25 protein-coding genes are annotated in these 25,715 nt (G+C 65.0%); 14 read left to right on the top strand and 11 right to left on the bottom strand.

Annotated features, from left to right (window positions below; all coding sequences use genetic code 11):
• Positions 1–3 precede the first annotated feature (3 nt).
• The 3 genes from HAP40_RS25160 to HAP40_RS25170 are packed head-to-tail and all read right to left on the bottom strand — an operon-like array spanning position 4 to position 2,055.
• The gene (locus HAP40_RS25160; protein WP_166815214.1) at positions 4–609 is read right to left on the bottom strand and encodes a hypothetical protein; all 606 of its coding nucleotides are present in this window, start codon (positions 607–609) and stop codon (positions 4–6) included.
• Entirely contained in the window at positions 602–1,288 is a 687-nt protein-coding gene (locus HAP40_RS25165) for a hypothetical protein (protein WP_166815213.1), read from the bottom strand. The genes HAP40_RS25160 and HAP40_RS25165 overlap by 8 nt, the downstream gene beginning before the upstream one ends.
• Positions 1,285–2,055: a MotA/TolQ/ExbB proton channel family protein gene (locus HAP40_RS25170; protein WP_166815212.1), complete on the bottom strand. Its 771-nt coding sequence runs from the start codon at positions 2,053–2,055 to the stop codon at positions 1,285–1,287. Before HAP40_RS25170 ends, HAP40_RS25165 begins: the two co-directional genes overlap by 4 nt.
• Positions 2,056–2,266: 211 nt before the next feature.
• Here HAP40_RS25170 and HAP40_RS25175 point away from each other — a divergent pair, with 211 nt between their 5' ends.
• From HAP40_RS25175 to HAP40_RS25185, 3 genes are all read left to right on the top strand, one after another.
• Positions 2,267–3,637, top strand: a complete 1,371-nt coding sequence (locus HAP40_RS25175) for a sensor histidine kinase (RefSeq protein ID WP_166815211.1) — start codon at positions 2,267–2,269, stop codon at positions 3,635–3,637.
• Between the two features lie 7 nt (positions 3,638–3,644).
• The gene (locus tag HAP40_RS25180) at positions 3,645–4,298 is read left to right on the top strand and encodes a response regulator (RefSeq protein ID WP_166815210.1); all 654 of its coding nucleotides are present in this window, start codon (positions 3,645–3,647) and stop codon (positions 4,296–4,298) included.
• Between the two features lie 110 nt (positions 4,299–4,408).
• Positions 4,409–4,714 carry a hypothetical protein gene (locus tag HAP40_RS25185; RefSeq protein WP_166815209.1) on the top strand — a complete coding sequence of 102 codons (306 nt, stop codon included), beginning with the start codon at positions 4,409–4,411 and terminating at the stop codon, positions 4,712–4,714.
• A 28-nt stretch (positions 4,715–4,742) separates the two neighbouring features.
• Here HAP40_RS25185 and HAP40_RS25190 read toward each other — a convergent pair whose 3' ends face one another.
• On the bottom strand, positions 4,743–5,330 hold the full coding sequence (locus tag HAP40_RS25190; protein WP_166815208.1) for a TetR family transcriptional regulator: 588 nt from the start codon (positions 5,328–5,330) through the stop codon (positions 4,743–4,745).
• Positions 5,331–5,900: 570 nt separating this feature from the next.
• Between HAP40_RS25190 and purB the strand changes: the two genes are divergently transcribed.
• Together purB and HAP40_RS25200 are read left to right on the top strand one after the other, a co-directional pair.
• Positions 5,901–7,208 (top strand): adenylosuccinate lyase, encoded by a 1,308-nt coding sequence (gene purB, locus HAP40_RS25195; protein WP_166815207.1) that lies wholly within the window; start codon positions 5,901–5,903, stop codon positions 7,206–7,208.
• A gap of 104 nt (positions 7,209–7,312) precedes the next feature.
• Positions 7,313–8,485: a M20 aminoacylase family protein gene (locus HAP40_RS25200; protein ID WP_166815206.1), complete on the top strand. Its 1,173-nt coding sequence runs from the start codon at positions 7,313–7,315 to the stop codon at positions 8,483–8,485.
• Positions 8,486–8,512: 27 nt separating this feature from the next.
• Here HAP40_RS25200 and HAP40_RS25205 read toward each other — a convergent pair whose 3' ends face one another.
• Both HAP40_RS25205 and HAP40_RS25210 read right to left on the bottom strand, forming a co-directional pair.
• The gene (locus tag HAP40_RS25205; protein ID WP_166819374.1) at positions 8,513–10,312 is read right to left on the bottom strand and encodes a caspase family protein; all 1,800 of its coding nucleotides are present in this window, start codon (positions 10,310–10,312) and stop codon (positions 8,513–8,515) included.
• A 204-nt stretch (positions 10,313–10,516) separates the two neighbouring features.
• A complete protein-coding gene (locus HAP40_RS25210) occupies positions 10,517–12,424 on the bottom strand; it encodes an acyl-CoA synthetase (RefSeq protein ID WP_166815205.1) in 1,908 nt (635 codons plus the stop codon).
• A gap of 226 nt (positions 12,425–12,650) precedes the next feature.
• On the opposite strand from HAP40_RS25210, the gene HAP40_RS25215 reads away from it, so the two are divergent.
• Positions 12,651–13,730: a SecDF P1 head subdomain-containing protein gene (locus tag HAP40_RS25215; protein WP_166815204.1), complete on the top strand. Its 1,080-nt coding sequence runs from the start codon at positions 12,651–12,653 to the stop codon at positions 13,728–13,730.
• Between the two features lie 251 nt (positions 13,731–13,981).
• Positions 13,982–14,788, top strand: a complete 807-nt coding sequence (locus HAP40_RS25220; RefSeq protein WP_166815203.1) for a Crp/Fnr family transcriptional regulator — start codon at positions 13,982–13,984, stop codon at positions 14,786–14,788.
• A 7-nt stretch (positions 14,789–14,795) separates the two neighbouring features.
• Here HAP40_RS25220 and HAP40_RS25225 read toward each other — a convergent pair whose 3' ends face one another.
• Positions 14,796–15,437 (bottom strand): glutathione S-transferase family protein, encoded by a 642-nt coding sequence (locus tag HAP40_RS25225; RefSeq protein ID WP_166815202.1) that lies wholly within the window; start codon positions 15,435–15,437, stop codon positions 14,796–14,798.
• Between the two features lie 184 nt (positions 15,438–15,621).
• Between HAP40_RS25225 and murI the strand changes: the two genes are divergently transcribed.
• The 6 genes from murI (at position 15,622) to HAP40_RS25255 (ending at position 20,552) form a co-directional block, all read left to right on the top strand.
• Positions 15,622–16,419, top strand: coding sequence for a glutamate racemase (murI, locus tag HAP40_RS25230; RefSeq protein WP_166815201.1), 798 nt, complete (start codon positions 15,622–15,624; stop codon positions 16,417–16,419).
• A gap of 60 nt (positions 16,420–16,479) precedes the next feature.
• Positions 16,480–17,253: an HpcH/HpaI aldolase family protein gene (locus tag HAP40_RS25235; RefSeq protein ID WP_166815200.1), complete on the top strand. Its 774-nt coding sequence runs from the start codon at positions 16,480–16,482 to the stop codon at positions 17,251–17,253.
• 68 nt (positions 17,254–17,321) lie between these two features.
• On the top strand, positions 17,322–17,705 hold the full coding sequence (locus tag HAP40_RS25240) for a cupin domain-containing protein (protein WP_166815199.1): 384 nt from the start codon (positions 17,322–17,324) through the stop codon (positions 17,703–17,705).
• Positions 17,706–17,810: 105 nt separating this feature from the next.
• Positions 17,811–18,578: a 2-oxo acid dehydrogenase subunit E2 gene (locus HAP40_RS25245; RefSeq protein ID WP_166815198.1), complete on the top strand. Its 768-nt coding sequence runs from the start codon at positions 17,811–17,813 to the stop codon at positions 18,576–18,578.
• A 200-nt stretch (positions 18,579–18,778) separates the two neighbouring features.
• The gene (gene rpsD, locus HAP40_RS25250) at positions 18,779–19,396 is read left to right on the top strand and encodes a 30S ribosomal protein S4 (protein ID WP_166815197.1); all 618 of its coding nucleotides are present in this window, start codon (positions 18,779–18,781) and stop codon (positions 19,394–19,396) included.
• A gap of 88 nt (positions 19,397–19,484) precedes the next feature.
• On the top strand, positions 19,485–20,552 hold the full coding sequence (locus HAP40_RS25255) for a threonine aldolase family protein (RefSeq protein WP_166815196.1): 1,068 nt from the start codon (positions 19,485–19,487) through the stop codon (positions 20,550–20,552).
• Positions 20,553–20,658: 106 nt separating this feature from the next.
• On the opposite strand, the gene HAP40_RS25260 is transcribed toward HAP40_RS25255, so the two are convergent.
• Genes HAP40_RS25260 through grxD form a run of 4 tightly spaced genes read right to left on the bottom strand, consistent with a single transcriptional unit; the run spans position 20,659 to position 24,135 of the window.
• Positions 20,659–21,918 (bottom strand): serine hydrolase domain-containing protein, encoded by a 1,260-nt coding sequence (locus tag HAP40_RS25260; protein ID WP_166815195.1) that lies wholly within the window; start codon positions 21,916–21,918, stop codon positions 20,659–20,661.
• A 1-nt stretch (position 21,919) separates the two neighbouring features.
• Positions 21,920–23,206 carry a serine hydrolase domain-containing protein gene (locus HAP40_RS25265; protein ID WP_166815194.1) on the bottom strand — a complete coding sequence of 429 codons (1,287 nt, stop codon included), beginning with the start codon at positions 23,204–23,206 and terminating at the stop codon, positions 21,920–21,922.
• 43 nt (positions 23,207–23,249) lie between these two features.
• Entirely contained in the window at positions 23,250–23,804 is a 555-nt protein-coding gene (locus HAP40_RS25270; protein WP_166815193.1) for an O-acetyl-ADP-ribose deacetylase, read from the bottom strand.
• Positions 23,805–23,808: 4 nt separating this feature from the next.
• Positions 23,809–24,135, bottom strand: coding sequence for a Grx4 family monothiol glutaredoxin (gene grxD, locus HAP40_RS25275; protein ID WP_166815192.1), 327 nt, complete (start codon positions 24,133–24,135; stop codon positions 23,809–23,811).
• Positions 24,136–24,369: 234 nt separating this feature from the next.
• Here grxD and egtB point away from each other — a divergent pair, with 234 nt between their 5' ends.
• Entirely contained in the window at positions 24,370–25,665 is a 1,296-nt protein-coding gene (egtB, locus tag HAP40_RS25280) for an ergothioneine biosynthesis protein EgtB (protein WP_166815191.1), read from the top strand.
• Positions 25,666–25,715: the final 50 nt, after the last annotated feature.

Raw genomic sequence — 25,715 nt, forward strand, 5'->3', positions numbered from 1 at the left:
GGCCTATTGCTCGTCCTTTGGCGGCATCCGGGGCGGCGGCAAAGGGGTGAACACGGCGCCTTGGGCGCCGGCCGGCGGGGCGGTGAATTCGCCGGTCGAGGAATCGCCGCCGCTGGTCTCCAGGATGGTCTTCGGCGTCACATATTCCCGCACCATGTCGATCAGGCTGCCATCGCCACCGCCGAAATCGGCGGCGCGGCCTCCTTGCGGATGTCCCAATGCGATCTCGTTCTGCGCCGCATGGGTCTTGTTGGCCAGCCTGTCGTCGTAGGGCACCCGGAACGCCCGGGGAATGCCGCTCGGACGATTGTCCTCGTCGAGCGCCTCGACCCACAGATAGATCGAGCCAGGATCGCCTTGCAGCGAATGCGGCTCGACGATGCGGGCCTGGAGCAGCTTGAAAGCGGTCGGCATCCGGTCGGAGCTGGCCCAGCCCAGCAGCCCGCGCATCTCGGAGAAGCTGACGACATAGAAGGCGCTGGTGATGACGACGGCCACGGCCTTCAGCGACCAGTGCAGCCGCGCATAGACCAGCACGACCAGCAGCAACGCGCCGATGACCGCATAGGCGACCGACAAAGTGAGGATGACCGTCTGAAGGCTAATCACGGCGTATCCTCGCAGTGTTCTTGCTCACGCCGGTCCTCGGGTCGAGATCGGCGCCGTTGCGCCAGCCGCTGCGGAACGTCTCAAGCAGCGATTTCGGCCGCTGGTCGACGTTGACGACCTTGCCCTCGGCATCGATCCGGAACCGCACCGCGGTCTTCTCATCGCCGGTGTGGTCGAGTGTGAACTTGTTGTCGAAGACCACCTGCGCGGTCGGATTGAGCTTCTGCACCTTCACACTGGCCGTGACGGGTTCGCCCGTCGTCGCCACGAAATGCGAGACGTTGACGGTATATTCGCCGGCGAGGATGCCGCGCACCGTGACGATCTCCTCGCGGATGGGCGAGGCGATCTTCTTGCCGGCGACGATGATGAAGTCGTTGGCCCCGCCGCGGTCGTCGCGATCGAGCGTGAGGAAGCCGGCCTCGCGGTGCCGGTACCAGGCAATGTTGCCGGCGGGATCCTGCACGAACAGGTCGAGATCGTCAGGATGGTTGTCCGGCCAGTCCAGTGTGATCATGAACTCGGCCTTGGAGTCGATCTTGCCTTCCTTGGCGTCCGGGGACACCGCAAGCAGCGCCAGAAAGAACAGAAATGCGATCACCTGGAGCGCCTTGAACAGCATCACGCCGAGCGGATCGAACGGCTCCTCGCGCGGATACAGACCAAAATCATCCATCATGACGCTGTCCCGGCACCTTTGCGCTCCAGGACCGGCGTCACATAGGTCTCGGTCAGCACCACCGCATCAGAGAACACCCGCTGGGTCGCGGCATCGAGCATGTAGTACTGGATGCGGACCAGGATGGAGCCGACGAGGCCCGCCAGCGTCGTGTACATGGCAACCGCCATGCCGTCGCTCATCAGGCCCATCGAGGACCGCATCGCGACCTTGTCGGCGGCATCCAGGCCCGCGATCGGCGCCAGCATGATGATGAAGCCGATGATGGTGCCGAGCAGGCCGAGCTTCATCAGCGTGTCCGAGACGAAGGCACCGAAGCCGTTGGAGCCGCGCAGGCGGTCGGCCAGCGTCCGCAGCAGCAGCGTCTGGTCGACCGGCCGGTAGTCCTGCGCGGCGGCCTTGGTCACCAGGCTCTCGATGTGATCGCGCACGAGGCCGCGCGGCAGCGCCGTCGCACGCCCATCGAGCAGCTTGCCGCCGTCGGGTGCTGCGAGCGCCGTCCGGCAGCGCCGCGCCGCCGCCCCCTCCCGCGCGATCGCCCGCGTGCGCAGGAAGCAGTGGCCGCAGGTGACGATGTAGAGCACCGCAATCACGCTCGAAATGTAGGTGCGGTCGGACGTCACCATCAGATGGATCAGGCCAAAGCGCCACAGCAGGACGACGGCGAAGATCGAGAGCCCGGTGAAGATCATCCAGAACAAGAGCGCGCTGCGCTCGGATGGGTCGGCAGCCTGCCCCGCGATCGGTCCAATCGTCATCGAACTCATGCTGCACCGCTCCTGCCCGCAACGATTGGCCTGAAAAGATCGGCCTGAAGGATTCCAGGCCGATTAGATCAAAGCCGCCGCGCCCGGTCCAAAGAGCCATGCCCAATCCGGCTTGGGAAATTTGCCCGAGCTGCCAACTTGCCGTTCCCCGCAATTGGCAAGGGGCGGCGGCGTTGTTAGGCTGAGCTTACCAAACGTTGGGGGTGATCGCATGCGCCTCGTGCTTCAGCTCGTCGCCCGTCTGCTGCTCATCGTGGCGCTGTGCCTGGGAGCTGCGACGGTGTGGGCCACATTCGACGCCTATCGGAGCGTCGACCGGGCAACGGCAGCCTCCGCGCAGCGGGTGGCGCAGGCGCTTCAGGCGCTCTATTGGCGCGAGCTCTTGTTGCGGAGCAGCAGAGCGCGCGAGCATCTCCTACCGGTTCCAGATTGGCGTTCGCTGGAGACGATGAAGCTGATCTCGCCCGGCGTCTGCATCGAGTTCCAGCCCGCCACGGCATTCGAGAAGCCGCTGTGCGGTCAGAGCGAGGGACTCGGCAAGACGCCGCCGCGCTGGTTCGCCGCGATCGTGCCGAGCTTCCTCGGCAGCCATGCCGAAGTGGTGCGGCCGGTCAGCCCGCGCGCTGCATCGGCCGGCACTGTGGTCGCGACACCGGACCCCGCAGCCGCAATCTCGCTCGCCTGGGAGTACATTCTCAACGTTATCGACGTCGCGCTGCTGATGGCAGCGGCAATAGCGCTGCTGGCGTCGCTCGCAATCGCGCATGCACTGGCACCGGCGCGCACCATCGTCACCGCGCTGCAGCGCATGGCGCGCGGCCAGTATCGCACCAGGCTGCCGCGTTTCCGCTCGATGGAGCTTGCAATGATCGGCAACGCCGTCGATGCGCTCGGCGGCCGGCTGGAGGAAGCGACCGAGCAGCGCGCGGCACTGACGCGGCGGCTGATCGAGATCCGCGACGACGAGCGCCGCGCACTCGCCCGCGAGCTCCACGACGAGTTCGGACAGAATCTCTCCGCCATCCTCGCCTTCGCCAACACCATCGAGACCGCAAGCGCGAAGGCCGACAAGGATAGCGGCATCGCGCAGGATGCGCGGATGATCTCGCAGGCGACCCATCATCTGATGGCCTCGCTCCGCGATGCGCTGAAGCGCCTGCGCAATCCCCTGCCCGCGGAGCTTGGGCTCGAGGCGAGCCTCGTCAACCTCGTCGACAGCTGGCGCTCGCAGAGCGCGGCGCGGCCGACGATCCAGCTCGACCTCAAGGGCGACCTCACCGACATCAGCGGTCCGGCGGCCACCACCGCCTATCGCGTCGCGCAGGAATGCCTGACCAACGCGCTGCGCCACAGCGCGGCCCGCGAGATCTCGCTCAGGATCGAGCGGCGTGCCGGCGACGATGACGCGCTCCTGATCCGCGTCGAGGACGACGGCGGCGGCGATGCGGAACGCGTCGCGCAATCGGCCGGGTTCGGCCTCACCGGCATCCGCGAACGCGTTGCGGCCGCCGGCGGGTCGCTGTCGATCCTGCCTGCGAACCGCGGCCTCAGCGTCGCCGCCACCATCCCGCTCGCCGCATGAGGCCGACGTGAACGATGTCGCGGCAACAGGCATCTCCGTTCTGCTGGTCGACGACCACCCGATCGTGCGGCAAGGCTACCGGCGCGTGCTCGAAAGCCAGGGCGATCTTCGCGTCGTGGCGGAAGCCGACAACGCCGCGGACGCCTACGGCGCCTTCAAGGCGCACGACCCCGATGTCGTCGTGCTTGACATCTCGATGCCCGGCGCGAGCGGCCTGGAAGCAATCCGCAACATCCGGGCGCGCAATCCGCGGGCGCGCATTCTCGTCTTCACCATGCACAACGAAGCCGTGCTGGTGAAAGCCGCCTTCGGCGCCGGCGCCTCCGGTTTCGTCACCAAGAGCAGCGAGCCGTCCGCCGTGGTGCGCGCCATTCGCGGCGTCGCGCGCGGCGAGCGCGCCATGAGCGACGATGTCGCACATATTCTCGCCGAGGACAGCCTGTCGCCGACGGGTTCAGTGCTGGATCAGCTGGGCGAGCGCGAGATCGAGATCCTGCGCCAGTTCGCCGGCGGCGCCACCACCGAGCAGATCGCGGCGCATCTCAATCTCAGCGTGAAGACGGTCCAGAACTACCACTACCTGATCAAGTCGAAGACCGGGGCGCGCACGGACGCCCAACTCGTGCGGCTCGCGGCGACGTGCGGGCTCACGCGAATCTAGCAGCAAGACTGCCGCACAGCCTTGGTTCATGGAGCCACTCAATCTGCCGAACGACATGGAACAGAGCGCATGCGGTTCCGGTTAGTACGACAGTCAAGGAGTCAAAGGTCATGAGTAAGGGTCATCACAACGCTGTCGACCATCCCCCGATCATCACAGTAGGCGAGCTCATCGACGAACTCTGCCGCTTGCCGGACACCGCCGTCGTCCACTTCCGTTGCCCCATGCTCGAACAGGAACTGACCTTCTATCGCCTGCGCAAGCGGTCAAAGGACGCCGTGGAAATCGCGGTCAATGCCTATCCGGAAAGTCCCCCGGTCGTGCCATCGTCCGAGGCGAACTTCCATGCGCGCAGACGCTCGGCGTCCTCGCAACCGGCTCACAATGGCGCCCTGCTTCAGAAGGCACGCGGTTGACTGGTATGCGGTGAAGAGGTGCGGCGGTCTATCCCGCCTTCAGCCCGCGCAGCAGCAGTGCCAGCGTCGCGTCGACGCGCGCCGGCAGATCGGCGTCCTTCCACTCGTCGGCGTGGGCCGGATGATGGAAGCGGACAGTCGCATCGAACATGGCGCGCGCTGTGGTCTTGACGTCGTCCACGGCGAAAACGCCCTGCTTGACGCCGTCGGTCAGGATCGCCCCGATCTGGTCGATCATGGTGTCCTTGTGACATTTGACGGCCGCGCAGGCCTCACGCGCCAGCGTCAGATAGGTTTCGAACATCTCGGGGTCGTCGAGGACGCGCGAACGCTTGGCGGCGAACAGCGTCCGCAGCCAGCGGTCGAGCCTGTCAGGGGCGGGCCCCTGTTCCTCGGTGATCGCGCGCAACGGCGCGTCGATGCGGTCGAGCCAGCGCTTGGCAACGGCCTCGCGCAGCGAGGCCTTGCTCGGGAAATGGCGATAGACGCTGCCGTGGCTCACATCGAGCGCACGGGCAACGTCGACCACGGTGGCCTTGGCCAGCCCGAAACGCCTGAGCACGTCCTCGGTAACTTCGAGGATCCGCTCCGGCGTCAAGACAACGGCTTCATTCATGCCAGCACCATGTTCCCGTTCGGGGCTCAGTCACTCCGGCAGTAGGGCTGCTTCCGAAGCGCCCTGGCCGGTCGTTTCGGAAAGCCTATGCCTTAATGAGGCAGTTTTGCAGCCTGCGCCGCGATCTGGCGCGCCACCAGCACATTGAGCCAATGCCCAATCACGCCGGTGAAATTGAGGATTTCGGTTGTCATTGTCTTAAGTCTCCATTCGTCCGCGGTCCCCGTTCTTCAATCTGCCGTCCGATCCGAAGGTTGTTCGGATGTCAGGCTCCCCGGGGCTTGTCGCGGGACACTCCAATCGAAGCGTCCGAGAACGGATATACACGTCTCGCTGACAGATTTCAATATCTGTCAGTCAATGATCCGTGATTGACAGCCGATTTTTGGCTCGGGTGCCGCTCGCTCACCCCCGACCGGTGGATAGGTGCTCCCGCGCTCCGCTCCATCGGCCGGATCGTTTGTTTCGCCCTCCCCGCTCTGCTAAATCGCGGCGTAAAAAGCATTTGGCCGGAGACCCACGCCCCCAATTTCTCCCGGGGCGCCCCCGCCTACCTCTTGGAGCCGTCAGATGATCCCCCGCTATACCCGCCCGGAAATGGCCTCGATCTGGGAACCGCAGACCCGGTTCAAGATCTGGTTCGAGATCGAGGCGCATGCGGCGGACGCTTTGGCCGAGCTCGGCACCATCCCCAAGGAGGCTGCCAAAACGGTCTGGGCCAAGGCCAAGGACGCGACATTCGACGTCGCCCGCATCGACGAGATCGAGCGCGAGACCAAGCACGACGTCATCGCCTTCCTCACCCACCTCGCCGAGATCGTCGGCCCCGAGGCGCGTTTCGTGCACCAGGGCATGACCTCCTCCGACGTGCTCGACACCTGCCTCAACGTCCAGCTCACCCGCGCCGCCGACCTGCTGCTCGCCGACCTCGACAAGGTGCTGGCGGCGCTGAAGAAGCGCGCCTTCGAGCACAAGATGACGCCGACCATCGGCCGCAGCCACGGCATCCATGCCGAGCCGGTCACCTTCGGCCTCAAGCTCGCTTATGCCTATGCCGAATTCTCGCGCGCCAGGGAGCGCCTGATCGCGGCACGCAAGGAGGTCGCGACCTGCGCCATCTCCGGCGCGGTCGGCACGTTCGCGCAGATCGATCCGCGCGTCGAAGAGCATGTCGCCAAGGCCATGGGCCTCGTACCGGAGCCGATCTCGACGCAAGTGATCCCGCGCGACCGCCACGCGATGTACTTCTCGACCCTCGGCGTGATCGCCTCCTCCATCGAGCGCATCGCGGTGGAGATCCGCCACATGCAGCGCACCGAGGTGCTGGAGGCGGAAGAGTTCTTCTCGGAGGGGCAGAAGGGCTCGTCCGCGATGCCGCACAAGCGCAATCCGGTGCTCTCGGAAAACCTCACCGGCCTCTCCCGCATGGTGCGGGCCTATGTGACGCCGGCGCTGGAGAACGTCGTGCTCTGGCACGAGCGCGACATCTCGCACTCCTCGGCCGAACGTATGATGGGGCCCGATGCCACGGTGACGCTCGACTTCGCACTGGTGCGCCTCGCCGGCCTGATCGACAAGCTGTTGGTGTACCCCGCCAACATGCAGAAGAACCTGGACCGCCTCGGCGGCCTCGTGCATTCACAGCGTGTGCTGCTGGCGCTGACGCAGAAGGGCGCCAGCCGCGAGGATTCGTACAAGCTCGTGCAGCGCAACGCCATGCCGGTGTGGCGCGGCGAAGGCGATTTCCTTGAGCTGCTGAAGAAGGATACCGAGGTGAAGAAGTATCTCTCGGACGCCGAGATCGAGGAGCAGTTTGACCTCGGCTATCACCTCAAGCACGTCGACACGATCTTCAAGCGTGTGTTCGGGGAGAGCTGAGCGCGCGTCCGTAGCCCGGGTGAGCGCAGCGAGACCCGGGAGCCCAAATCGCAAGAAATCCCGGATGTCGCTATCCGGGCTACAACACCAGAGACGGAGCCTTCATGCCCATCGTCAACCGCGTTGCCGCCCTCTCCGACGAAATGGCCGCCTGGCGCCATGACTTCCACGAGAACCCCGAGCTGCAATACGACGTCCACCGCACCGCCGGCATCGTCGCCGACAAGCTCAAGGAGTTCGGTTGCGACGAGGTGGTGACGGGCATCGGCCGCACCGGCGTGGTCGGCGTGATCCGCGGCCGCAAGTCCGCCTCCGGCAAGACCATCGGCCTGCGCGCCGACATGGATGCGCTGCCGATCATGGAAACCTCCGGCGTGCCCTACGCCTCGAAGGTCCCCGGCAAGATGCACGCCTGCGGCCATGACGGCCACACCGCGATGCTGCTCGGGGCCGCCAAATATCTCGCCGAGACCCGCAATTTCGACGGCACCGCGGTCGTGATCTTCCAGCCCGCCGAGGAAGGCGGCGGCGGCGGCAAGGCCATGGTTGAGGATGGGCTGATGACGCGCTGGAACGTCCAGGAGGTCTACGGCATGCACAACATGCCGGGCCTGCCCGAAGGCCATTTCGCAACCACCCCCGGTGCGATGCTCGCCTCCTCCGACAACATCCAGATCACCGTGCACGGCAAGGGCGGCCACGCCGGCGCCGGCCCGCACAAATCGGTCGACAGCGTGCTGATCGGCTCGCAGATCGTGAACGCGCTGCAGTCCATCGTCGCACGCAACGTCGATCCGCTGAAGTCAGCGGTCATCTCGATCACGCAATTCCACTCCGGCACGGCCTTCAACATCATCCCCGAGGTCGCCGAGCTCGCCGGCACCGTGCGCACGCTGGATCCTGAAGTCCGCGATCTCGTCGAGCGCCGCATCGGCGAAGTCGCCGACAGCGTCGCCCGCGCCTATGGCGGCTCGGCGGAGGTCAAGTACACGCGGATGTATCCGGTGACGATGAACCATGCGCGCGAGGCCGGCCTTGCCGCCGACGTCGCCCGCGACATCGTCGGCGCCGACCGCGTCAACGACAAGTTCATCCCGATGATGGGCGCCGAGGACTTCTCCTTCATGCTGGAGGCGCGTCCCGGCGCGATGGTGCTGGTCGGAATGGGCGACGGCAACGAGTGCCACCACCCTGCCTACGTCTTCAACGACAACATTCTGGGCCACGGCGCCTCGTTCTGGGCGCGTCTCGTCGAGACGAGGATGCCGGCGGGATAGGATCGCGTTCGCCCAGACGAGCGACACTCAATTGCAGACCTCGGCAGTAACGCTGACTCCGTTGTTGAGCTTCGTCGTTGCGAGGCGGCACCCCTTTGCAACCGGCCGGCATCCCGCGCTGCCGCAGACCATCTGTCCCGCAGCCTGCGGTGCCGACGGGGCCGCCTCCGTTTGCTTTCGATCCGTGTCCCGCCTCCGTGACTCCTCGCGTGTCGCCACAGGTTTCTTCTCCGGGATCTTCTCGCACTCGTTGTCGTCACCGACCCGATAGCCGGCCCCGCAGGTGATCTTCACGCATTGATCGCCGTCTGCCTTGAAGCCGAAATTGCAAACGAGCGGGCAGACCCGTCCCGGCTTTGCCTTCAGCGCATCGAGGGCATCCACGCTGGCAAGCTTCACGTCGAACTGGGTGCCGGCATATTTGTTGAACAGCGTCAGCGAACGCTGCGCCGCCGGCGTCCACTCGCTCTCCGCAGACGCGGTCAGGCAGCCGACGCGGCGCAATTCGCTTTGTACGGATTTGGCGAGGTCGGCCGCCGACAATGAGGACGTGGGCCCCGGGGAGAGCGCGGCCACTTTCTGGTTTTCGATTTCGGGCAGCTGCCGATCGGCGGCCGGCTTTGCGGCCTGCCCCGCCTTCTCCGCCGCCTGCTTTGCGGCGAGCTCGGCCTTGGCCTTCTCCGCCGCCTGCTTCTCGGCCAAGGCCTTCGCTGCGGCCGCCTCGGCCGCCTTGCGCTGCTGCTCGGCCGCCTCGGCCCTCGCCTGCTCGATCTGCTTCTGCTTCTCCGCGGCAACCCGCGCCTCTTCGGCCGCCTTGGCCGCGGCGGCTGCCTTCTCCTGCTCGGCCTTCTGGGCGCGCTCGGCAATCAGCCTCGTCTTTTCCTGCTCGGCCGCCTTGGCCCTCAGTTCGGCCGCAGCGCGCGTCTCCTCGGCGCCGATCTTGTTCAACTGACCTTTGGCGAGGTTGGCGTAGAAGCCGTCCGGATATTGCGCCAGAAACGCCTCCCAGGCGTCGCGCGTGGCGAGCTGGAGCGCGAGCTCGTAGTCCCTGCGGACCGCTTCCTGCGGGTTGGCCTGCGGACCGGTCGCAGCCGGCTTGAGCGCGACCAGCGGCACGTCGTCGCCCCCGAGCGAACCATAGACATAGGGCTCCTGCTTGTAGCCGGTCACCTTGAGCACGTCATCACGGACGAAGCCGAAGGCCTTGCGAAGATCGAGCCCCGGCTTCGGCAAATGCTCGACGAGCGCGGCGGCGAACGGACTGTTTCTGGAATCCCCGTCGGACGCGGTCGATCCGGCCTTGGCGGCGAAGGCGATCATCGTATTCGGGCTGGTTGGTTCGACCTTGGCGAGGCCGCGTCCGATCGCGCGCGATGCCAGCGTGCGCTTCATCGTCTTCGCGAACGGGTTGTCGCGGCAGGCATCCAGGATGATCAACCGCAGTTGCTTGGCCGGCTCGACCGCGAACAACGCCCGCTCGACCGGTATGGTCTCATCGAGAACGTCGCCGTCGGTCTCCAGCGTCGCGTCGGTCGGGATGAGATAGTTGTTGCCGTCGAGCTCGATGCCGTGACCGGCGTAGTAGATCACCGCCATGTCGGCATCGCGCGTCCTCCCGGCGAACTCGCGCAGCATGCGCCGCATCTCGCTGGCACTGAGATCCAGCCGCACGTCCACGGAATCGAAGCCGGCCTTCTTGAACATGCCGCCGACGAGGGTGGCATCGTTGGCGGGATTGCCGAGCTTGGGCGCGCTCTTGTAGGCGGAATTGCCGATCACGAGCGCCACCCGCCGGTCGGCATGCGCCGGACCGCAGACAAAACCCATCGTCAAAATAAACAATACAAATAGCCGAAACGGAATCACTTGCGTCCCCCCGGATGCAATTCCCTGAGACTATTCGGTAGCGTTGCCGATTGCCAATCGTACCTATGTGATACCTGTCACATAAGGCGGTCTGACGCGGGTATGATAATGCGACGAAGCGTCGCCCCGCTTTTCCAGCCGAGGCGACGCCACGCGCAGGGTTCGCTACATCTGCACCACCTCGTGGCGCATCACGAACGGTGCAAGCAACACGTGCACTTCGCTCGCAACCACCCTGCGCTGATCCGGCGGCAGGCCCGCGAGCGTCACGGTCGCGATCGATCCATGACTGCCATGGGCACCGACCTTGACCTTGCAATCGATGCCGCGCTCCGCCAGCGGCGCCAGCACCTTGGTGAACACGCGCTCCGCGGCGTCCCAGCGCAGCTGCGGCTTGAACACCTTGCCGACGCCCGTGACCGGCATCGGATTGATCGGAATGACCTGCACCGGAACGGCAGCGCGCTCGGGCGTGCGCTCGCGGACCCAGGCTTCGAGCTCGCCCGGCTCGACGGTCGCACCCGGCTTCAATTGCACATATCCCACCGGAAGCTCGCCGGCATAGGCGTCGGGCTGACCGACCACCGCGGCGAAGCCGACGGCGGGATGTCTGAACATGATCTCCTCGATCGGCGCCGGATCGATGTTGTGACCACCACGGATCACGAGGTCCTTGGCGCGGCCGGTGATCCAGAGATAGCCATCGGCATCGAGCCGGCCGAGATCGCCGGAATTGACCCAGACCTCGTCGACGAAAGCGCCCTTGTTGTGCTCGTCGTTGAGATAGCCGCCGAACACGCCGGGCCCGGCCATGATGACGACACCGATCTCGTCCGGCGCGCAATCGCGGATCAGGCGGCCATCGGCATCGAGCTGCACGATGCGCACGCGCGCGTAAGGCATGGGAAGGCCGACAGAGCCGAGCCGGATCGGCCGCGACGGATAGGCCAGCGTGTGCACGCTGGAGGTCTCGGTCATGCCGTAGACCTCGACCACCGGCAGCTTCAGCTTGTCCTGGATTGCCGAGCCCACGGCGACGGGGATCGCAGAGCCGCCGCCGGCGGCATATTTCAGGCTGGAAAGATCCGCGTCACCAGGCGGCACCGCCAGCGTGGCGGCAAGCACCGTCGGCACGCTCGACAGCGCCTCGGGCTTGTAGCGCTCGACGAGCTGCCAGATGTTCTTCACCGCATTCGGATTGCGCCAGCCGCTCGGCGACAGCACGACCATCGAGCCGCCGCTCGACAGGGTCAGCAGCACCTGCGTCAGCGAGCCCCCGACATGAAACAGCGGCATGCCGAACAGCAGGTTGCCGCCCGGCTTCGCCTTCAGCAGCAGATTGAGCGCCCAGGCCTGGTAGACCTGGTTGGCATGGGTGTGCCGCACCAGCTTCGGCGTGCCCGTGGTGCCGCCGGTGTGGAAATAGGCGGCAATGTCGCCCCCCGAAATCTTGCGTTCGCTGACGAGCCGGTCGGACGGCTGCTGCTTGATCAGGTCGTTGAAGGCATAAATGCCCTTCGCCGGATCGCCGCCGCCGAACACCTGTACGATCGCCTTGAGATGCTTCAGTTGCGGCCTGATCTGCTCGACCTTCTGCCAGATGTCGGTGCCGGGCATCGGTCCGAGCGCCACCAGGATCTTCGTGTTGGCGGCCTCCAGGATTTCCGCAATCTGGTGCGGCTCGAGCAGCGGATTGACGGGATTGGCGATGCCCGCGGCCTCGGCGCCGAACAGCGTCACGAAGGCATCGGGAACCAGCGGCAGCATGAAGCTGATGACGTCGCCCTTCTCCGCACCCAGCGCATGAAACATGTTGGCGGCCTGCGTGGCGCGCGCGATGAAATCGCGGTACGTGACCACGACCGGCGTGTCGGCGGGATCGGCATTCTGCAGGAACTGGATCGCCGCGCCGTCGGGATTGCGCGCGGCACCCAGCCTGATCGCTTCATAGGTGCTCTCGGCCGCGACGCGATCGGCATAAGGAACCTGCTCGAAGGCCCGCACCTCCGCGTCCGTCAAAAATTCCGGATAGTCGTTGCCGATGAGCCGATCGAGCGCGTGGATGCCCGCCATGGAATTCCGTCCTCCCTCAGATGCTCGTCCCGCCGCCCTGTCTTTTGACATTTTGGTCCGGCGAGGCCTCGGCCGATGGCCGGCCGAGCGCGGACAGAATGATGGATGATTTGGCGTTCGTCCATTGCCTGGCGTCTGCGTCGCTTGAACCTCTGCGGCCGGTCTGGGGACCAAGAACTGGCACTGAATTCGCGCGCCAGCGCCCTGCCGCAAGACTTGAGGTCACATGACGACGCCCCCGCGGAACCGCATCACAAGGCTGATCGCCGCGTTCGCCGTCGCATCCGCGATCGCGTTGCCCTCCGCAACATTCGCCGCGGACAGCCAGCTCGACAAGATGCGTGCGAAGATCGCGGCATTCATCACCGACAAGATGGAGAAGCTGGGCGGATCGCGCATCGTCTACAAGGTGGACAGCGACGCCTTGCGGGAGGCGGTCGTCACGGATCTGCGCGACGACGTCTACAGGACCTTGCGCGAGGGCCGGATCGCCTTCTCCGGCCTTGCGATCCGCGACGGCGGCGTCGACGTCAAGATCGCGGACGCCAAGGGCCGCCAACTGCTCACGCGCAAGCTCGCCTCGGCCGCAGAGGGATTGCCCACGCATGCGCTCACCGTGACCGATGCCGGAGACGGGCTGATCAGGCTCGCGCCGACCGATGCCGCGTCCGCCGCACGGCTGCACGACCTCGTCGAAGATTCCATCGCCATGATCGAGCAGCGCCTCAAGGACGCCGGCGTCACGCTGGCCAGCGTCCAGCCCGAGGGAACGGACCGCATCCGCATCTTCCTGCCGGGCATGATGGAGCCCGAGCGCATCACCGCGATCTTCGCCAAGAAGGTGAAGGTCAGCTTCCGCCCGATCGACGTCACGATGTCGGCGGAGCAGGCGCAATCCGGCACGCCTCCCGCGGGCACGGAAGTCATGTTGGGCTTCAAGGACAAGCACCAATATCTCGTCAAGGCCAGCGCGCTCGACGGCGACGACATTAGCTACGCCGGACCTGGATTTACCACCGACACGAAGGAGCCGATCGCCTCGTTCCGCTTCAACGGCCGCGGTACGCGGCGCTTCGCCCACATCACGGCAGAGAACGTTGGAATGCCCTTCGCCATCGCGCTCGACGACAAGGTGATCTCCTCCCCCGTGATCCGCGAGCCCATCACCGGCGGCTCCGTCCAGATTTCCGGCAACTTCACCCTGGAAGAGGCCAACAGCGTCGCCATGCTGCTGCGCGCCGGCTCGCTGCCCGGACGTCTTGGCCTTCTCGAGCAGCAGGTGATCCAACCCGCCGCCAAGCCGTAAGGCGAAGATCGTCCAACGCCCCGCCATGGGCCTCAAGCCCCTTCCGCAACGCCGAAGCCCGCCCCGAATCACGGCCGCATTGCAGCCAGACGCGCAACCAACGGGCAATTGCCGAAACGCCCGATCAGGTTAAAATTTGCCTCTTGCGACATGGCGGCCGAAGGCTTCATTTCAGACGGCCGTCACTCGATTTCGGCTATACCTGTCGAGCATACCGACCAAGACTGAAGGCCTTACGCGGGGTTAGTACCATGCCGTCCGGCAGCGCAGACATTTCGTCGATCCTCGACCGCATTCTAGATGCGGCGACGGACAACCTCAGGATCGCGAAGATCCTGGTCCAGATGGGCCTCGATCCGAACAACGTCACCTATGATGCGATCTTCAACCGGCTGCTGGAGATCTTCGTCCACAACATCACGTTTGCCAATCTGTTCGCCGCGGTCGGCGCTGGTTTCTTCGTCGCCACCCTCTTGATGCGGACCATGGTGCCGCTGCGCGTCGCCAACATGATCGGCTGCGCGTTCTTTGCCGTTTTCGGCGCGCTCTCCGCCAACGTCGCCACGTTCCTGCTCTATCTGCTGCTGCTTCCGATCAACGCCCTGCGCCTGCGGCAGATGCTCAAGCTCGTCAAGAAAGCGCGCCACGCCGCCGAAGGCGACATGTCGATCGAATGGCTCAAGCCCTTCATGACCGAGCGCAAATATCGCCGCGGCGATACGCTGTTCAAGCTGCGCGACCCCGCGAAGGAGATGTTCCTCACCGTCACCGGCAAGTTCCTGGTCAAGGAGATCAATGTCGAGATCGGGCCCGGAGCGCTGATGGGCGAGCTCGGCTTCCTCACGCCGGACAACCGGCGCACGGGAACGGTCGAATGCATCGAAGACGGCCAGGTGCTGACGATCACCTATGACCGGCTGCTCGAGATCTACTTCCAGGATCCGCAGTTCGGCTACTACTTCCTGGTCCTGACCAGCCAGCGGCTCCTGCAAAACATTGACCGCCTGCAGAAGCAGCTCGCCAGCGAGCGAGCGGCCACCACGAACAGGATCGCATGATCGCTGCTCAGCTCAGCAGCAGAGCCATGCCCGGATCGCCCTTCTCCATCGCGCGCCGGTAGGCCGGACGGTCACCGATGCGGCCGAGATATCTGACCACGTTCGGACAGCGCTGGAGATCATAGGGCTGGAAGTAGCGCATCGTGGTCAGCGAGAAACCCATCATGATGTCGGCCGTGGTGAAGGTGTCGCCCGCCAGATATTCGGCCTCACGAACGCGCGCATCCACCAGATCGAAGGCGCGATCCACGCGTCCCCGGGTCGCGCGCAGCATTGGATTGTCCTCTGCGAGCTTGAGCTGGTTCAGGATCATCAGCCGGCCCATGCCTGCTTGCAGCGTGCCGTTGGCGAAGTGAAACCAGTACAGGAATTGCGCGAAATCGGGATCGTCGGCGCGCAGCACGAGGCGCCCATTGCCGTATCTGGCCATGATGTAGTCGACGATGGCGCCGGACTCCGCGAGCACGAGAGCGCCGTCGGTCACGACGGGCGCCGCCCCGATCGGATGCAGCGCCTTGTACTCCGGGGGCGCCAGCATGGTGACGGAATCGCGCGCGTATCGCTTCAGCTCGTAGGGCAGCCCCAGCTCCTCGCACAGCCAGACGATGCGCTCGGATTGAGACTTGCCGAGGTGATGGACGGTGAGCATGAGGCCTCCTGGGACCGCAAGATTGGAGCACTGTGATGCCGCATCATACGTCGTGATGGCCGGCTTCCCGGAATTTTGCGGGCATGTCCCGCCGCATTCAACCCCTCGAGATCGGTCCCAGGCGGGCCCGCCGCAAAATCGCCCTAAAAACCGAATGGTAACCATGGCGGGCTAGGGTAACGACGTGACCAATTCTCCGACCATCCTGGTGTTCGATTCCGGCCTTGGCGGGCTCACGGTGCTCCGTGAGGTCGTGGCCGCTTGCCCGGACGCCCATTACGTCTACGTCGCCGACGACGCCTTCTTCCCCTACGGCCACCACAGCGAGGACGAGATCATCGCACGCGTGGTGCCGTTGATGGGTGAATTGATCGGCACGCATGATCCCGATCTCGTCGTCATCGCCTGCAACACGGCATCCACCCTGGTGCTGTCGCACCTGCGCGCCGCTTATTCGCTGCCCTTTGTCGGCACGGTGCCGGCGATCAAGCCGGCCTGCGCGCAGTCGAAGACCCGCCGCGTCTCGGTCCTCGGCACCAAGGGCACGGTGAAGCGGGAATATACCAAGGCACTGATCCGCGACTTCGCGCAGGGCTGCGAGGTGACGCTGGTCGGCTCGCCCGAGCTTGCCTCGCTGGCTGAAGCCGAGCTCAGCGGAGCTCCGATAAGCGACGAGGCCATCCTCGCCGAGCTCGCCTCCTGCTTCGTCGGCAAGGCCTCGGATGTGGCATCGCGCACCGACACGGTGGTGCTCGCCTGCACGCATTATCCGCTGCTGCTCGACCGGATGAAGAAGCTCGCACCCTGGCCGGTCGACTGGATCGACCCCGCGCCCGCCATCGCCCGCCGCGTCTCCGATCTGCTTGGCCCGCGGATCGGCGCCATCGCGCAGGACCGCGCCGCGATGATCTTCACCTCGAACCGCGTGCATGGCCTGTCGGCCATGCTGACATCGTTCTTCGGCGGCCGCGCAGTCGCCTGACCTTGCGTCCCGACGGCGCGCTGCTAGGCTCGCCGTCGTCATCTCTGCGCAGGTCATCACATGTCGGTCCCCGCAAAGCCGCTCAATCGCCTCCGCCAATTGTGGAGCGAGGGACGCCCCGCCTTCGGCGCGATCGCGACCATTCCGAGCGTGCAGATGGTGCAGATCATGGCGCGCTCGCTCGACTGGATCATCGTCGATCTCGAACACGGCCCGATCGGATTGACCGAAGCACATGCGATGATCGCCGCAACAACCGGCACGCCATGCACGCCGCTTGTGCGGATCGCCGCGAACGAGCCATGGCTTGCCAAGGCGCCGATGGACATCGGCGCCTTCGGCATCAACTTCCCGATGATCACGAGCCGCGCCGACGCCGAGAAGGCGGTGCGAAGCGTGCGCTATCCGCCGCGCGGCGATCGCCTCTGGGGCCCCTTCCACGCGCCGTTCCGCTGGGGCCAGTCGATGCCGGATTACATGGCCAGTGCCGACGACGAGATGATCTGCATGATCACCATCGAGCATGTCGATGCGGTCAATCGCATCGACGAGATCATGGCCACGCCCGGCATCGACGTTGCCGTGATCGGTCCGGGCGACCTCGCCACCTCCATCAACAAGCGCGGCCAGATGGACGATCCGGAATTGCTGGAGCTGGTCGCCCGTGCGGAGGCCGGCATCCTCAGAAGCGGCGTGCCGATCGGCGGCGTGGCGCGCACCGCCGACCAAGCCAACGCCCTGATCGACCGCGGCTACCGCGCGATCGCGCTCGGCTTCGACTGGTCCCTGTTCCAGCGTGGCATCATGACGGCGTTCGACGGGATCAAGCGCTGAACTGGCGAGCACGGCCTTGCCGGGAACCGCGACGCTGCTAGGGTCGGCGGCTCCAGGGAGGAAAAATCATGCTCAAAAAGACCTTGCTCGCCCTTGCCTTCACCGGCCTTGCCGTTGCCGCCTTTGCCCAGCAGCCCGGCATCAAGCGCACCCCACTCCAGAAAGTCGAGTTTCCGGAGGGCTACAACACCATCACAGCCATCGCAGAAGTCCCGGCGGGCGGCGCTGCCGGACGTCATACCCATCCGGGGATCGAGACCGGCTACGTGCTGGAGGGCGAGCTGAATCTCCTCATCGACGGGCAGCCGGCGAAAACCCTGAAGGCCGGTGATTCCTACCAGATCCCGGCAGGCGTCGTACACGACGCCAAGGCTCATGGCGACAAGGCCATGAAAGTGCTTGGAATTTACGTCGTGGACAAGACCAAGCCGTTGGCCTCGCCGGCGCCCTGATGCGGCGAACCGACCGGCCCCAAGCAGGTTGGTTCATGCTAGAGCGAGCGGGCGGGCCCCGCTCGCTGCACATATTTTAATCTTTGATCCGGAACCGAAAGACCAATGCGCGGGACGCCCAAGACCATCTCGCTGCGGCGCCGCCTGATTTGCGACCTCATGCATGCCTCGATGGGCGTGCCTTTCGTCTCGCTGTCCCGCACGCTCAGCATCCGCCCCGTGCTGGAGGCCCGCGCAGGCACAACGGCGCCTGCCGGCTGGGCTGCGATGTTCGTCAAGGCCTTTGCCCTGGTGGCCAGGGATGAGCCGATCCTGCGCACCGTCTACGCCAAATGGCCTTGGCCGACCCTTTATGAATTGCCCAAGAGCGTGGCGCTGGTGGCGATCGCCCGGGTCGACGACGGCGAGGAATGCGTCATCCCGCAGCGAATCGTGGCCCCCGACGCGCTGGCGCTGACGGCCGTCGATGCCGAGATCCGGCGCGCCAAGACGGCGCCGGTCGAGGATGTTCCCATGTTCCGCAAGATCATGCGGGCGACCCGCCTCCCGTTCCCGCTGCGGCGCCTGTCCTGGGCGGTGGGGCTGAATTTCGGCCGGCAGCGCGGCAATTGGTTCGGCAGCTTTGCGGTCAGCTCGGTGGCCGCCTATGGCGGCGGCGAGCTCCACCCCATTACGCCCGGCCCCTTCATCGTCAGCTATGGAACGGTCGAGGCGGACCAGACCATCCATGTCGTGATCCGCTGGGATCACCGGGTGACGGATGCCGCCCCGATCGCCCGGGTCCTGACGCGGCTGGAACAGGTCCTGAACACTGAAATCGCTGGCGAATTGCGGGCGGCCGGGTCAAAGCCGATCCGGGCGGTCAGGACCTGATTCCGGGGCCATTCGCATTGACAGCGAACCCCAAACTCCCCTAAAAGCCGCCTGCTCGCGGGCCGATTTCGGCCCGCGAAGCGTTTCGCGACCCGTGGTCCACTCCCTTAAGCTTTGGGGATCGGACCTGTCGGTGCCGGGCTTATGCCCGTCACACAGGAGGGCGCGTTTCCTCAAACCATGCAACCGAAGAGGACGCGATGACTAAGCGCAGTGAGGCGAAGTACAAGATCGATCGCCGTATGGGCCAGAACATCTGGGGCCGCCCGAAGAGCCCCGTGAACCGCAGGGAATACGGCCCCGGCCAGCACGGCCAGCGCCGCAAGGGCAAGCTCTCCGACTTCGGCGTGCAGCTCCGCGCCAAGCAGAAGCTGAAGGGCTACTACGCCAACATCAGCGAGCGCCAGTTCCACGGCATCTACGTGGAAGCCAGCCGTCTCAAGGGTGACACCGGCGAGAACCTGATCGGCCTGCTCGAGCGTCGTCTCGACGCGGTCGTGTACCGCGCCAAGTTCGTCTCCACGATCTTCGCCGCGCGCCAGTTCATCAACCACGGCCACATCAAGGTGAACGGCCGCAAGGTCAACATCTCGAGCTACCAGCTCAAGGTCGGCGACGTCATCGAGGTGAAGGAAGCCTCCAAGCAGCTCGCCCACGTGCTCGAAGCCAGCCAGCTCCCCGAGCGTGACACGCCCGACTATCTCGAAGTCGACCACGGCAAGATGACCGCGAAGTACACCCGCATCCCCAGCCTCTCCGACGTGCCGTTCCCGGTGCAGATGGAGCCGCATCTGGTCGTCGAATTCTATTCGCGCTAAGATCTGAATATCGAAAGGCCCCGGTTCGCCGGGGCCTTTTTGCTTTAGAGCCACGTCAGTGGCCGTCCCCGCCGCTAGGAGGCGTCTCATGCTCTACACCCCTCCCCCCATCGATCCCAAGGCGCCGCCGGTGCGCATCAATCTGCTGTCGGACACGCAGACCAGGCCGACGCCTGCGATGCGCGAGGCGATGGCGCGGGCAGAGGTCGGCGACGAGCAGGTCGGCGACGATCCAACCGTCAATGCGCTGTGCGAGCGCGTTGCCGATCTGCTCGGCAAGGAGGCCGCGGTCTACATGCCCTCGGGCACGATGTGCAACGTCACCGCGACGCTGGTGCATTGCCGCCCCGGCGACGAGATCCTCGCGCATGAGACCGCGCACATCATCGCCCGCGAAGGCGGCGCGCACGCTGCCATCGGCGGCTTCCAGGTCACCCAGCTCAAGGGCCCCGACGGCCAGTTCACGCCGGAAACGTTCCGCAAGGCGCTGCATCCGCGCACCCGCTACCAGCCGCCGCAGACCGTCGTCAGCGTCGAGCAGACCGCCAATATCGGCGGCGGCACGATCTGGAAGAAGGCCGCGCTCGACGAGATCGTCGCGATCGCCAAGCAGCACGGCCTCATCACCCATATGGACGGCGCCCGCCTGCTCAACGCCACCGTGGCGAGCGGCATCTCGCCGCGCGACATGACCGCGGGATGGGATTCGGCCTGGATCGATTTCTCCAAGGGCCTCGGTGCGCCGATCGGCGGCGTGCTGGCAGGCTCGCGCGCCTTCATCGACGCGGTGTGGCAGTGGAAGCAGCGCCTCGGCGGCTCGATGCGGCAGGCTGGCGTCTGTGCGGCTGCCTGCATCTATGCGCTCGATCATCACGTCGAGCGGCTCGCCGACGACCACACCAATGCGCGCGCGCTCGCCCGCGGCTTGTCGCAGATCGCCGGCATCGAGGTGCAGGAGCCCGAGACGAATCTCGTGTTCTTCAAGCCTGATGGCGCCGGCATTCCCGGCGACAAGATGGTCGCGGCGCTGCGCCAGCGCGGCGTCACGCTCGCGATGATGGACGGCCGCATACGCGCCTGCACCCATCTCGACGTCAATGCGGGCCAGATCGAGGAAACGATCGGATACGTCCGCGACATCGTGCGCGGGGCGTAAAGTTCAGTCCCGTAGCCCGGGTGAGCGAAGCGATACCCGGGACTTCGCTCGCAAGGATCCCGGATGTCGCTGCGCTCATCCGGGCTACGCGGTCTGCGAAAAGGACTCACCGCCCCATCGCCTGATAGATCAGCGTCTTCAGCGCGAGCTGGATCCGGCCGCGCTGCGATGGCGTCTGCACCATGAATATCCCGAACAGATCGTCTTCGGGATCGATGAAGAAGAAAGTCCCTCCGACGCCGTCCCAGCGATATTCGCCTAAAGGCCACGACGTACCTGCCGGCACGGAGGTGCGCACCGCAAAGCCGAGGCCGAAGCCGGAATTGGCGCCCGGATAATAGCTATGGTCGCGCGCGATCTTCGTCTCCGGCCCGACATGATCGGACGCCATCAGCGCGACGGTCTCGGGCTTGAGATAGCGCCGCCCCTCGTAGCTGCCGCCATTCAGCAGCATCTGCGTGAAACGGGCATAGTCACCGATCGTGCCGACCATGCCGCCGCCGCCCGATTCCCATTTCAGCGGTCGCCTGATGTCGCGCATCGGCGTTGTCGGGTTGATGTTGCGGTCCTCCGGCATCGGCTCGGCGATGCGCGGGAATTTGGCGGGATCGGGGACGAAAAAAGCCGTCTCGGTCATGCCGAGCGGATCGAGCAGCCGCTCCTTCTCGAACTGGAGCAGCGTCTTCCCGGAGACGACCTCGACGACGCGGCCGAGCACGTCGGTGGAAAAGCCATAGTCCCACGCGGTGCCGGGCTGCTCCGCCAGCGGCAGCGTCGCGACCTTCGCGACGAAGTCGGCATTGCCAAGATTGCTTTGGAAGAGATTGGCCTCGGCATAGAGCTCGCGCACCATGCCGCCGCCATGATAGCCGTAGGGCAGGCCCGAGGTATGGCGCAGCAGGTCCTTGATGGTGACCGGGCGCGCGAGCGGCTCCAACACCAGCGTCTCCTTGCCGTCCCCGGACTTCTTCTCGACGCCGACCTTCATCTGGGCAAAAGCCGGAATGTATTTCGAGACGGGATCGTCGAGCGAAAGCTTGCCCTCCTCGACCAGCATCATCGCCATGACCGAGGTGATCGGCTTCGACATCGAATAGAGGCGGAAGATCGTGTCCGCACTCATCGAAAGCTGGGTCGCGACGTCGCGAACGCCGAAATTCTCGTAATAGACCGGCTTGCCATGTTGCTGGAGCAGCAGGATGGCGCCGGGGATCTTTCCGGTGGCGATCTCGTTCCGGATGTAGTCGGAGACCTTTGCGAGGCCTTCGGCTGAGAATTTGTGCGCAGCGCGCTCGGAGCTCGCACGCGCACCGACCGCGCTCACCAGAAGAACGAGCGCCGCGATCAGGGCGCGGCGCCCGCGCATTTCATTTCTCCATGGCTTCATAGACGAGCTGCTTCAATGTCCGCTGCACGCGCTGGCGTTCGGTGGGTGTCTGCTCCAGAAGGACGAAGAACATGTCCTGCTTGGGGTCGATCACGAAATAACAGCCGGAGGCGCCGTCCCACTTCAATTCGCCGAGATCGCCGGGCGGCGGCGGCTTGGCATTGCCGGGATCGGTGCGGACGGCAAAGCCGAGGCCGAAGCCAAAACCGTCGCCGGGAAAATAGAAAAAGTCGCGATCGACGCCGGAGCCTGGTCCGACCTGATCGGTCACCATTAGCTTGAATGTCTCGGGCTTGAGGATGGTCTTGCCGTCGAGGCTACCGCCGTTGAGCAGCATCTGGGCGAAGCGCTCATAGTCGGCCATGGTCGTGACCATGCCGCCGCTGGCGAATTGGATCTTCTTCGCGACGGTTGGATCGTTGATCCGGCCAACCCGAAAATCGCTGTCATTCGGCACCGGCTGCGCCAGCAACTTTTGCTTTTCGGGGGCGCTGACAAAGAAGCCGGTATCGACCATACCCAAGGGATCGAGCAGTTTCTCCCGCATGATGTCGATCAGCGGCTTGCCGGCCGCGACCTCCATCACGCGCGCCAGCACGTCGGTGGAATGGCCATATTGCCAGAGCGCGCCGGGCTGGTTGTGCAGCGGCAGTTTCGCGATCCGCTCTGCGAACTCGGCGAGGTCGAAATCGCCGGCATAGATATTGGCCTCGCGATAGGCCTTGCGCACCAGGCTGTCGCCATAGAAACCATAGGTGATGCCCGAGGTGTGGCGCATCAGGTCGAGCACGGTCATCGGCCGGTTGGGTGGCACCAGCTCGAGCGACTTGCTGCCGTCCTCGGCCTTCTTCTCAACGCCGACCTTCACGTTGGCAAAGGACGGGATGTATTTCGAGACCGGATCGTCGAGCTTGATCTTGCCGTCCTCGATCAATTGCATCGCGACCACCGAGGTGATCGCCTTGGTCATCGAGAACAGGCGGAAGATGGTCTTGTCCGTGATCGGCGCCTTGCTGACCACGTCCTGCACGCCGAAGGCCTCGTGATAGACCGGCTTGCCGTGCTGCTTGATCAGCACGGTCGCGCCGGCGATCTTGCCGGTCGTGACCTCGTTCTTGAAGAACTCGCTGATCTTCGCAAGCTTGTCCTGATTGAAATGCGCGCCGGCCGGAATTTCGTAGGTGCCCTCCGCCCGCGCGAACGATATCGCACCAAGCCACACCAGCGCGCCGCAGATCAGCGCACGCAGTCCAGATTGTGAAATCATATCCCCTCCCCGGAACATGGTCCGGTGGAGTGTACCGGCGGCGTCATTGGGCACAAGAGCTACCATGACGCGCAAGCGCCCCGGCATGAAGCTCGGCGCTCGGCTCGGCGAAGCAAGAGAACACCACGCGGGCAATGGACGGAGCGGCGGAGAGCCCTTCGATCACCGTACGCACCGCGATATCGGCCGCCCGGTCGGCGGGAAAGCGGAAAACGCCGGTCGAAATCGCAGGAAATGCCACCGAGGTCAGCTCGTGCCTCCCGCACAGCTCCATCGAGCGGCGATAGCAGGCGGCGAGCAGATCGTCTTCTCCGAGGGTGCCGCCGTTCCAGACCGGCCCAACGGTATGGATCACATGCGCGGCCTTAAGCCGATACCCACTGGTGATCTTGGCGTCGCCGGTCTTGCAGCCGTGGAGCATGCGGCATTCGGCGACCAGATCGGGCCCGGCGGCCCGATGGATCGCGCCGTCCACGCCGCCCCCGCCAAGGAGCGACGTGTTGGCGGCGTTGACGATGGCGTCAACACCAAGCGTGGTGATGTCGGCAACGATGACCTCGAGCTCGGCGCCACCAATCTGGCGCGTCAGCACGGCCATCTCATCAGGCCGCGACGACGACGCCCTTCTCGGTGAACAGCTGCTGCAATTCGCCGGCCTGGAACATCTCGCGGACGATGTCGCAGCCACCGACAAACTCGCCCTTCACATAGAGCTGCGGAATGGTCGGCCAGTTCGAATATTCCTTGATGCCGTTGCGCAGTTCGGCGGATTCGAGGACGTTGAGGCCCTTATAGCCGACGCCGATGTGGTCGAGGATCTGGACGACCTGGCCGGAGAACCCGCACTGCGGAAATTGCGGCGTGCCCTTCATGAACAGAACCACGTCGTTCGACTTCACTTCGTTGGCGATGAATTCCTCGATGCTCATATTCCGTGTCCTTCTGGGGCCTCAACGATCGCTTCGGGCCGGCCCAGCCGATCTAACCCGATATTTGCTCATATATGTAGCCCAAACCGTTGTGCATCCAAAGTAAAATGGCGGCGAACGGCCCCGGGGCAGCCGACCTTGCTGGCGCCAGGTGATGGGCTGATGACACTAATATTAACAGCCGGGAGGACTTTTATCTCGTAACGGAGGCCCCATTTAGGACGAACCCCGGTTTTGGAACCTGGCAACGCCAACAACGTTCTCTTGTCCTGTCTGGAGAAAAACGTGACGAAACAAGCCTCCGCTACGGCCGCCCCCTCGCTTTCGTCACCGTCCTCCGCCGGCAAACTCGCCCAGCGCCTGGAGAGCGCTTTTCGTGCCGTCCGCAACGAGACCGAGCGCCGGGCCGCGCCATTGTCGCCCGAGGACCAGCAAATCCAGTCCATGCCCGACGCGAGCCCGGCGAAATGGCATCGCGCCCATACCACCTGGTTCTGGGAGCAATTCCTGCTCGGCGAGCACTGTCCCGACTACCGGCCCTTCCACCCCGATTTCGCGTTCCTGTTCAATTCCTATTACGTCAGCGCCGGACCGCGTCATGCCCGCAACCATCGCGGCGACATCACCCGTCCGAGTGCGAACGAGGTCGGCGCCTATCGCAACTACGTCGATGCCGCCGTCGTCAAGTTCTTCCGCGAGACCACTGAGGCCAAGCTGCGCGCGATCGCGCCGCTGGTCGAGGTCGGGCTGAACCATGAGCAGCAGCATCAGGAGCTGATGTTCACGGACATCCTGCACGCCTTTGCACAGAACCCGGTCTACCCCGCTTATGATCCGAACTGGCGCTTCCCGGCCGCAGCGCGCAGCGGCGACGACTGGCTGCCACTCAACGAGGGCATCCACACCGTCGGCCATGTCGACGACAGCTTCCATTTCGACAATGAGAAGCCCGCGCACCGTGCCCTCGTCGGCCCGATCAAGCTCGCGCGCAATCTCGTCACCAACGCCGAATGGCTCGCCTTCATGCAGGATGGCGGCTACCGGAATGCAACGCTGTGGCTGATGGACGGCTTTGCCGCGGCCAGCAAGGAAGACTGGCAGGCGCCGGGTCATTGGCGCGAGGTCGATGGCGGATGGCAGGTGATGACGCTGGCCGGCCTCATGCCGGTGGATCCGAACGCGCCGGTCTGCCACGTCAGCTATTACGAGGCGGATGCGTACGCCCGCTGGGCCGGAAAACATCTGCCGACCGAGATGGAATGGGAGGTCGCCGCGCGCACCAGGCAACTCAACGATGCTTTCGGAATCGTATGGCAATGGACCCGCAGCGCCTATGCGCCCTATCCGGGTTATCGCGCCATCGAAGGCGCGCTCGGCGAATACAACGGCAAGTTCATGGTCAACCAATTGGTACTTCGCGGCTCCTCGCTCGCAACTCCCGAGGGCCACAGCCGTATTTCCTATCGCAACTTCTTCTATCCGCACCACCGCTGGCAGTTCACGGGGCTGCGGCTCGCCGACTACGAGTAGAACTCTTATCCGACGACAAATGCGCGCCGGACAGCGCGTTCAGGAGAGTA

Origin of the sequence: Bradyrhizobium sp. 1(2017) (assembly GCF_011602485.2) — a bacterium.
In the GTDB taxonomy this organism is placed as follows: Bacteria; Pseudomonadota; Alphaproteobacteria; order Rhizobiales; family Xanthobacteraceae; genus Bradyrhizobium.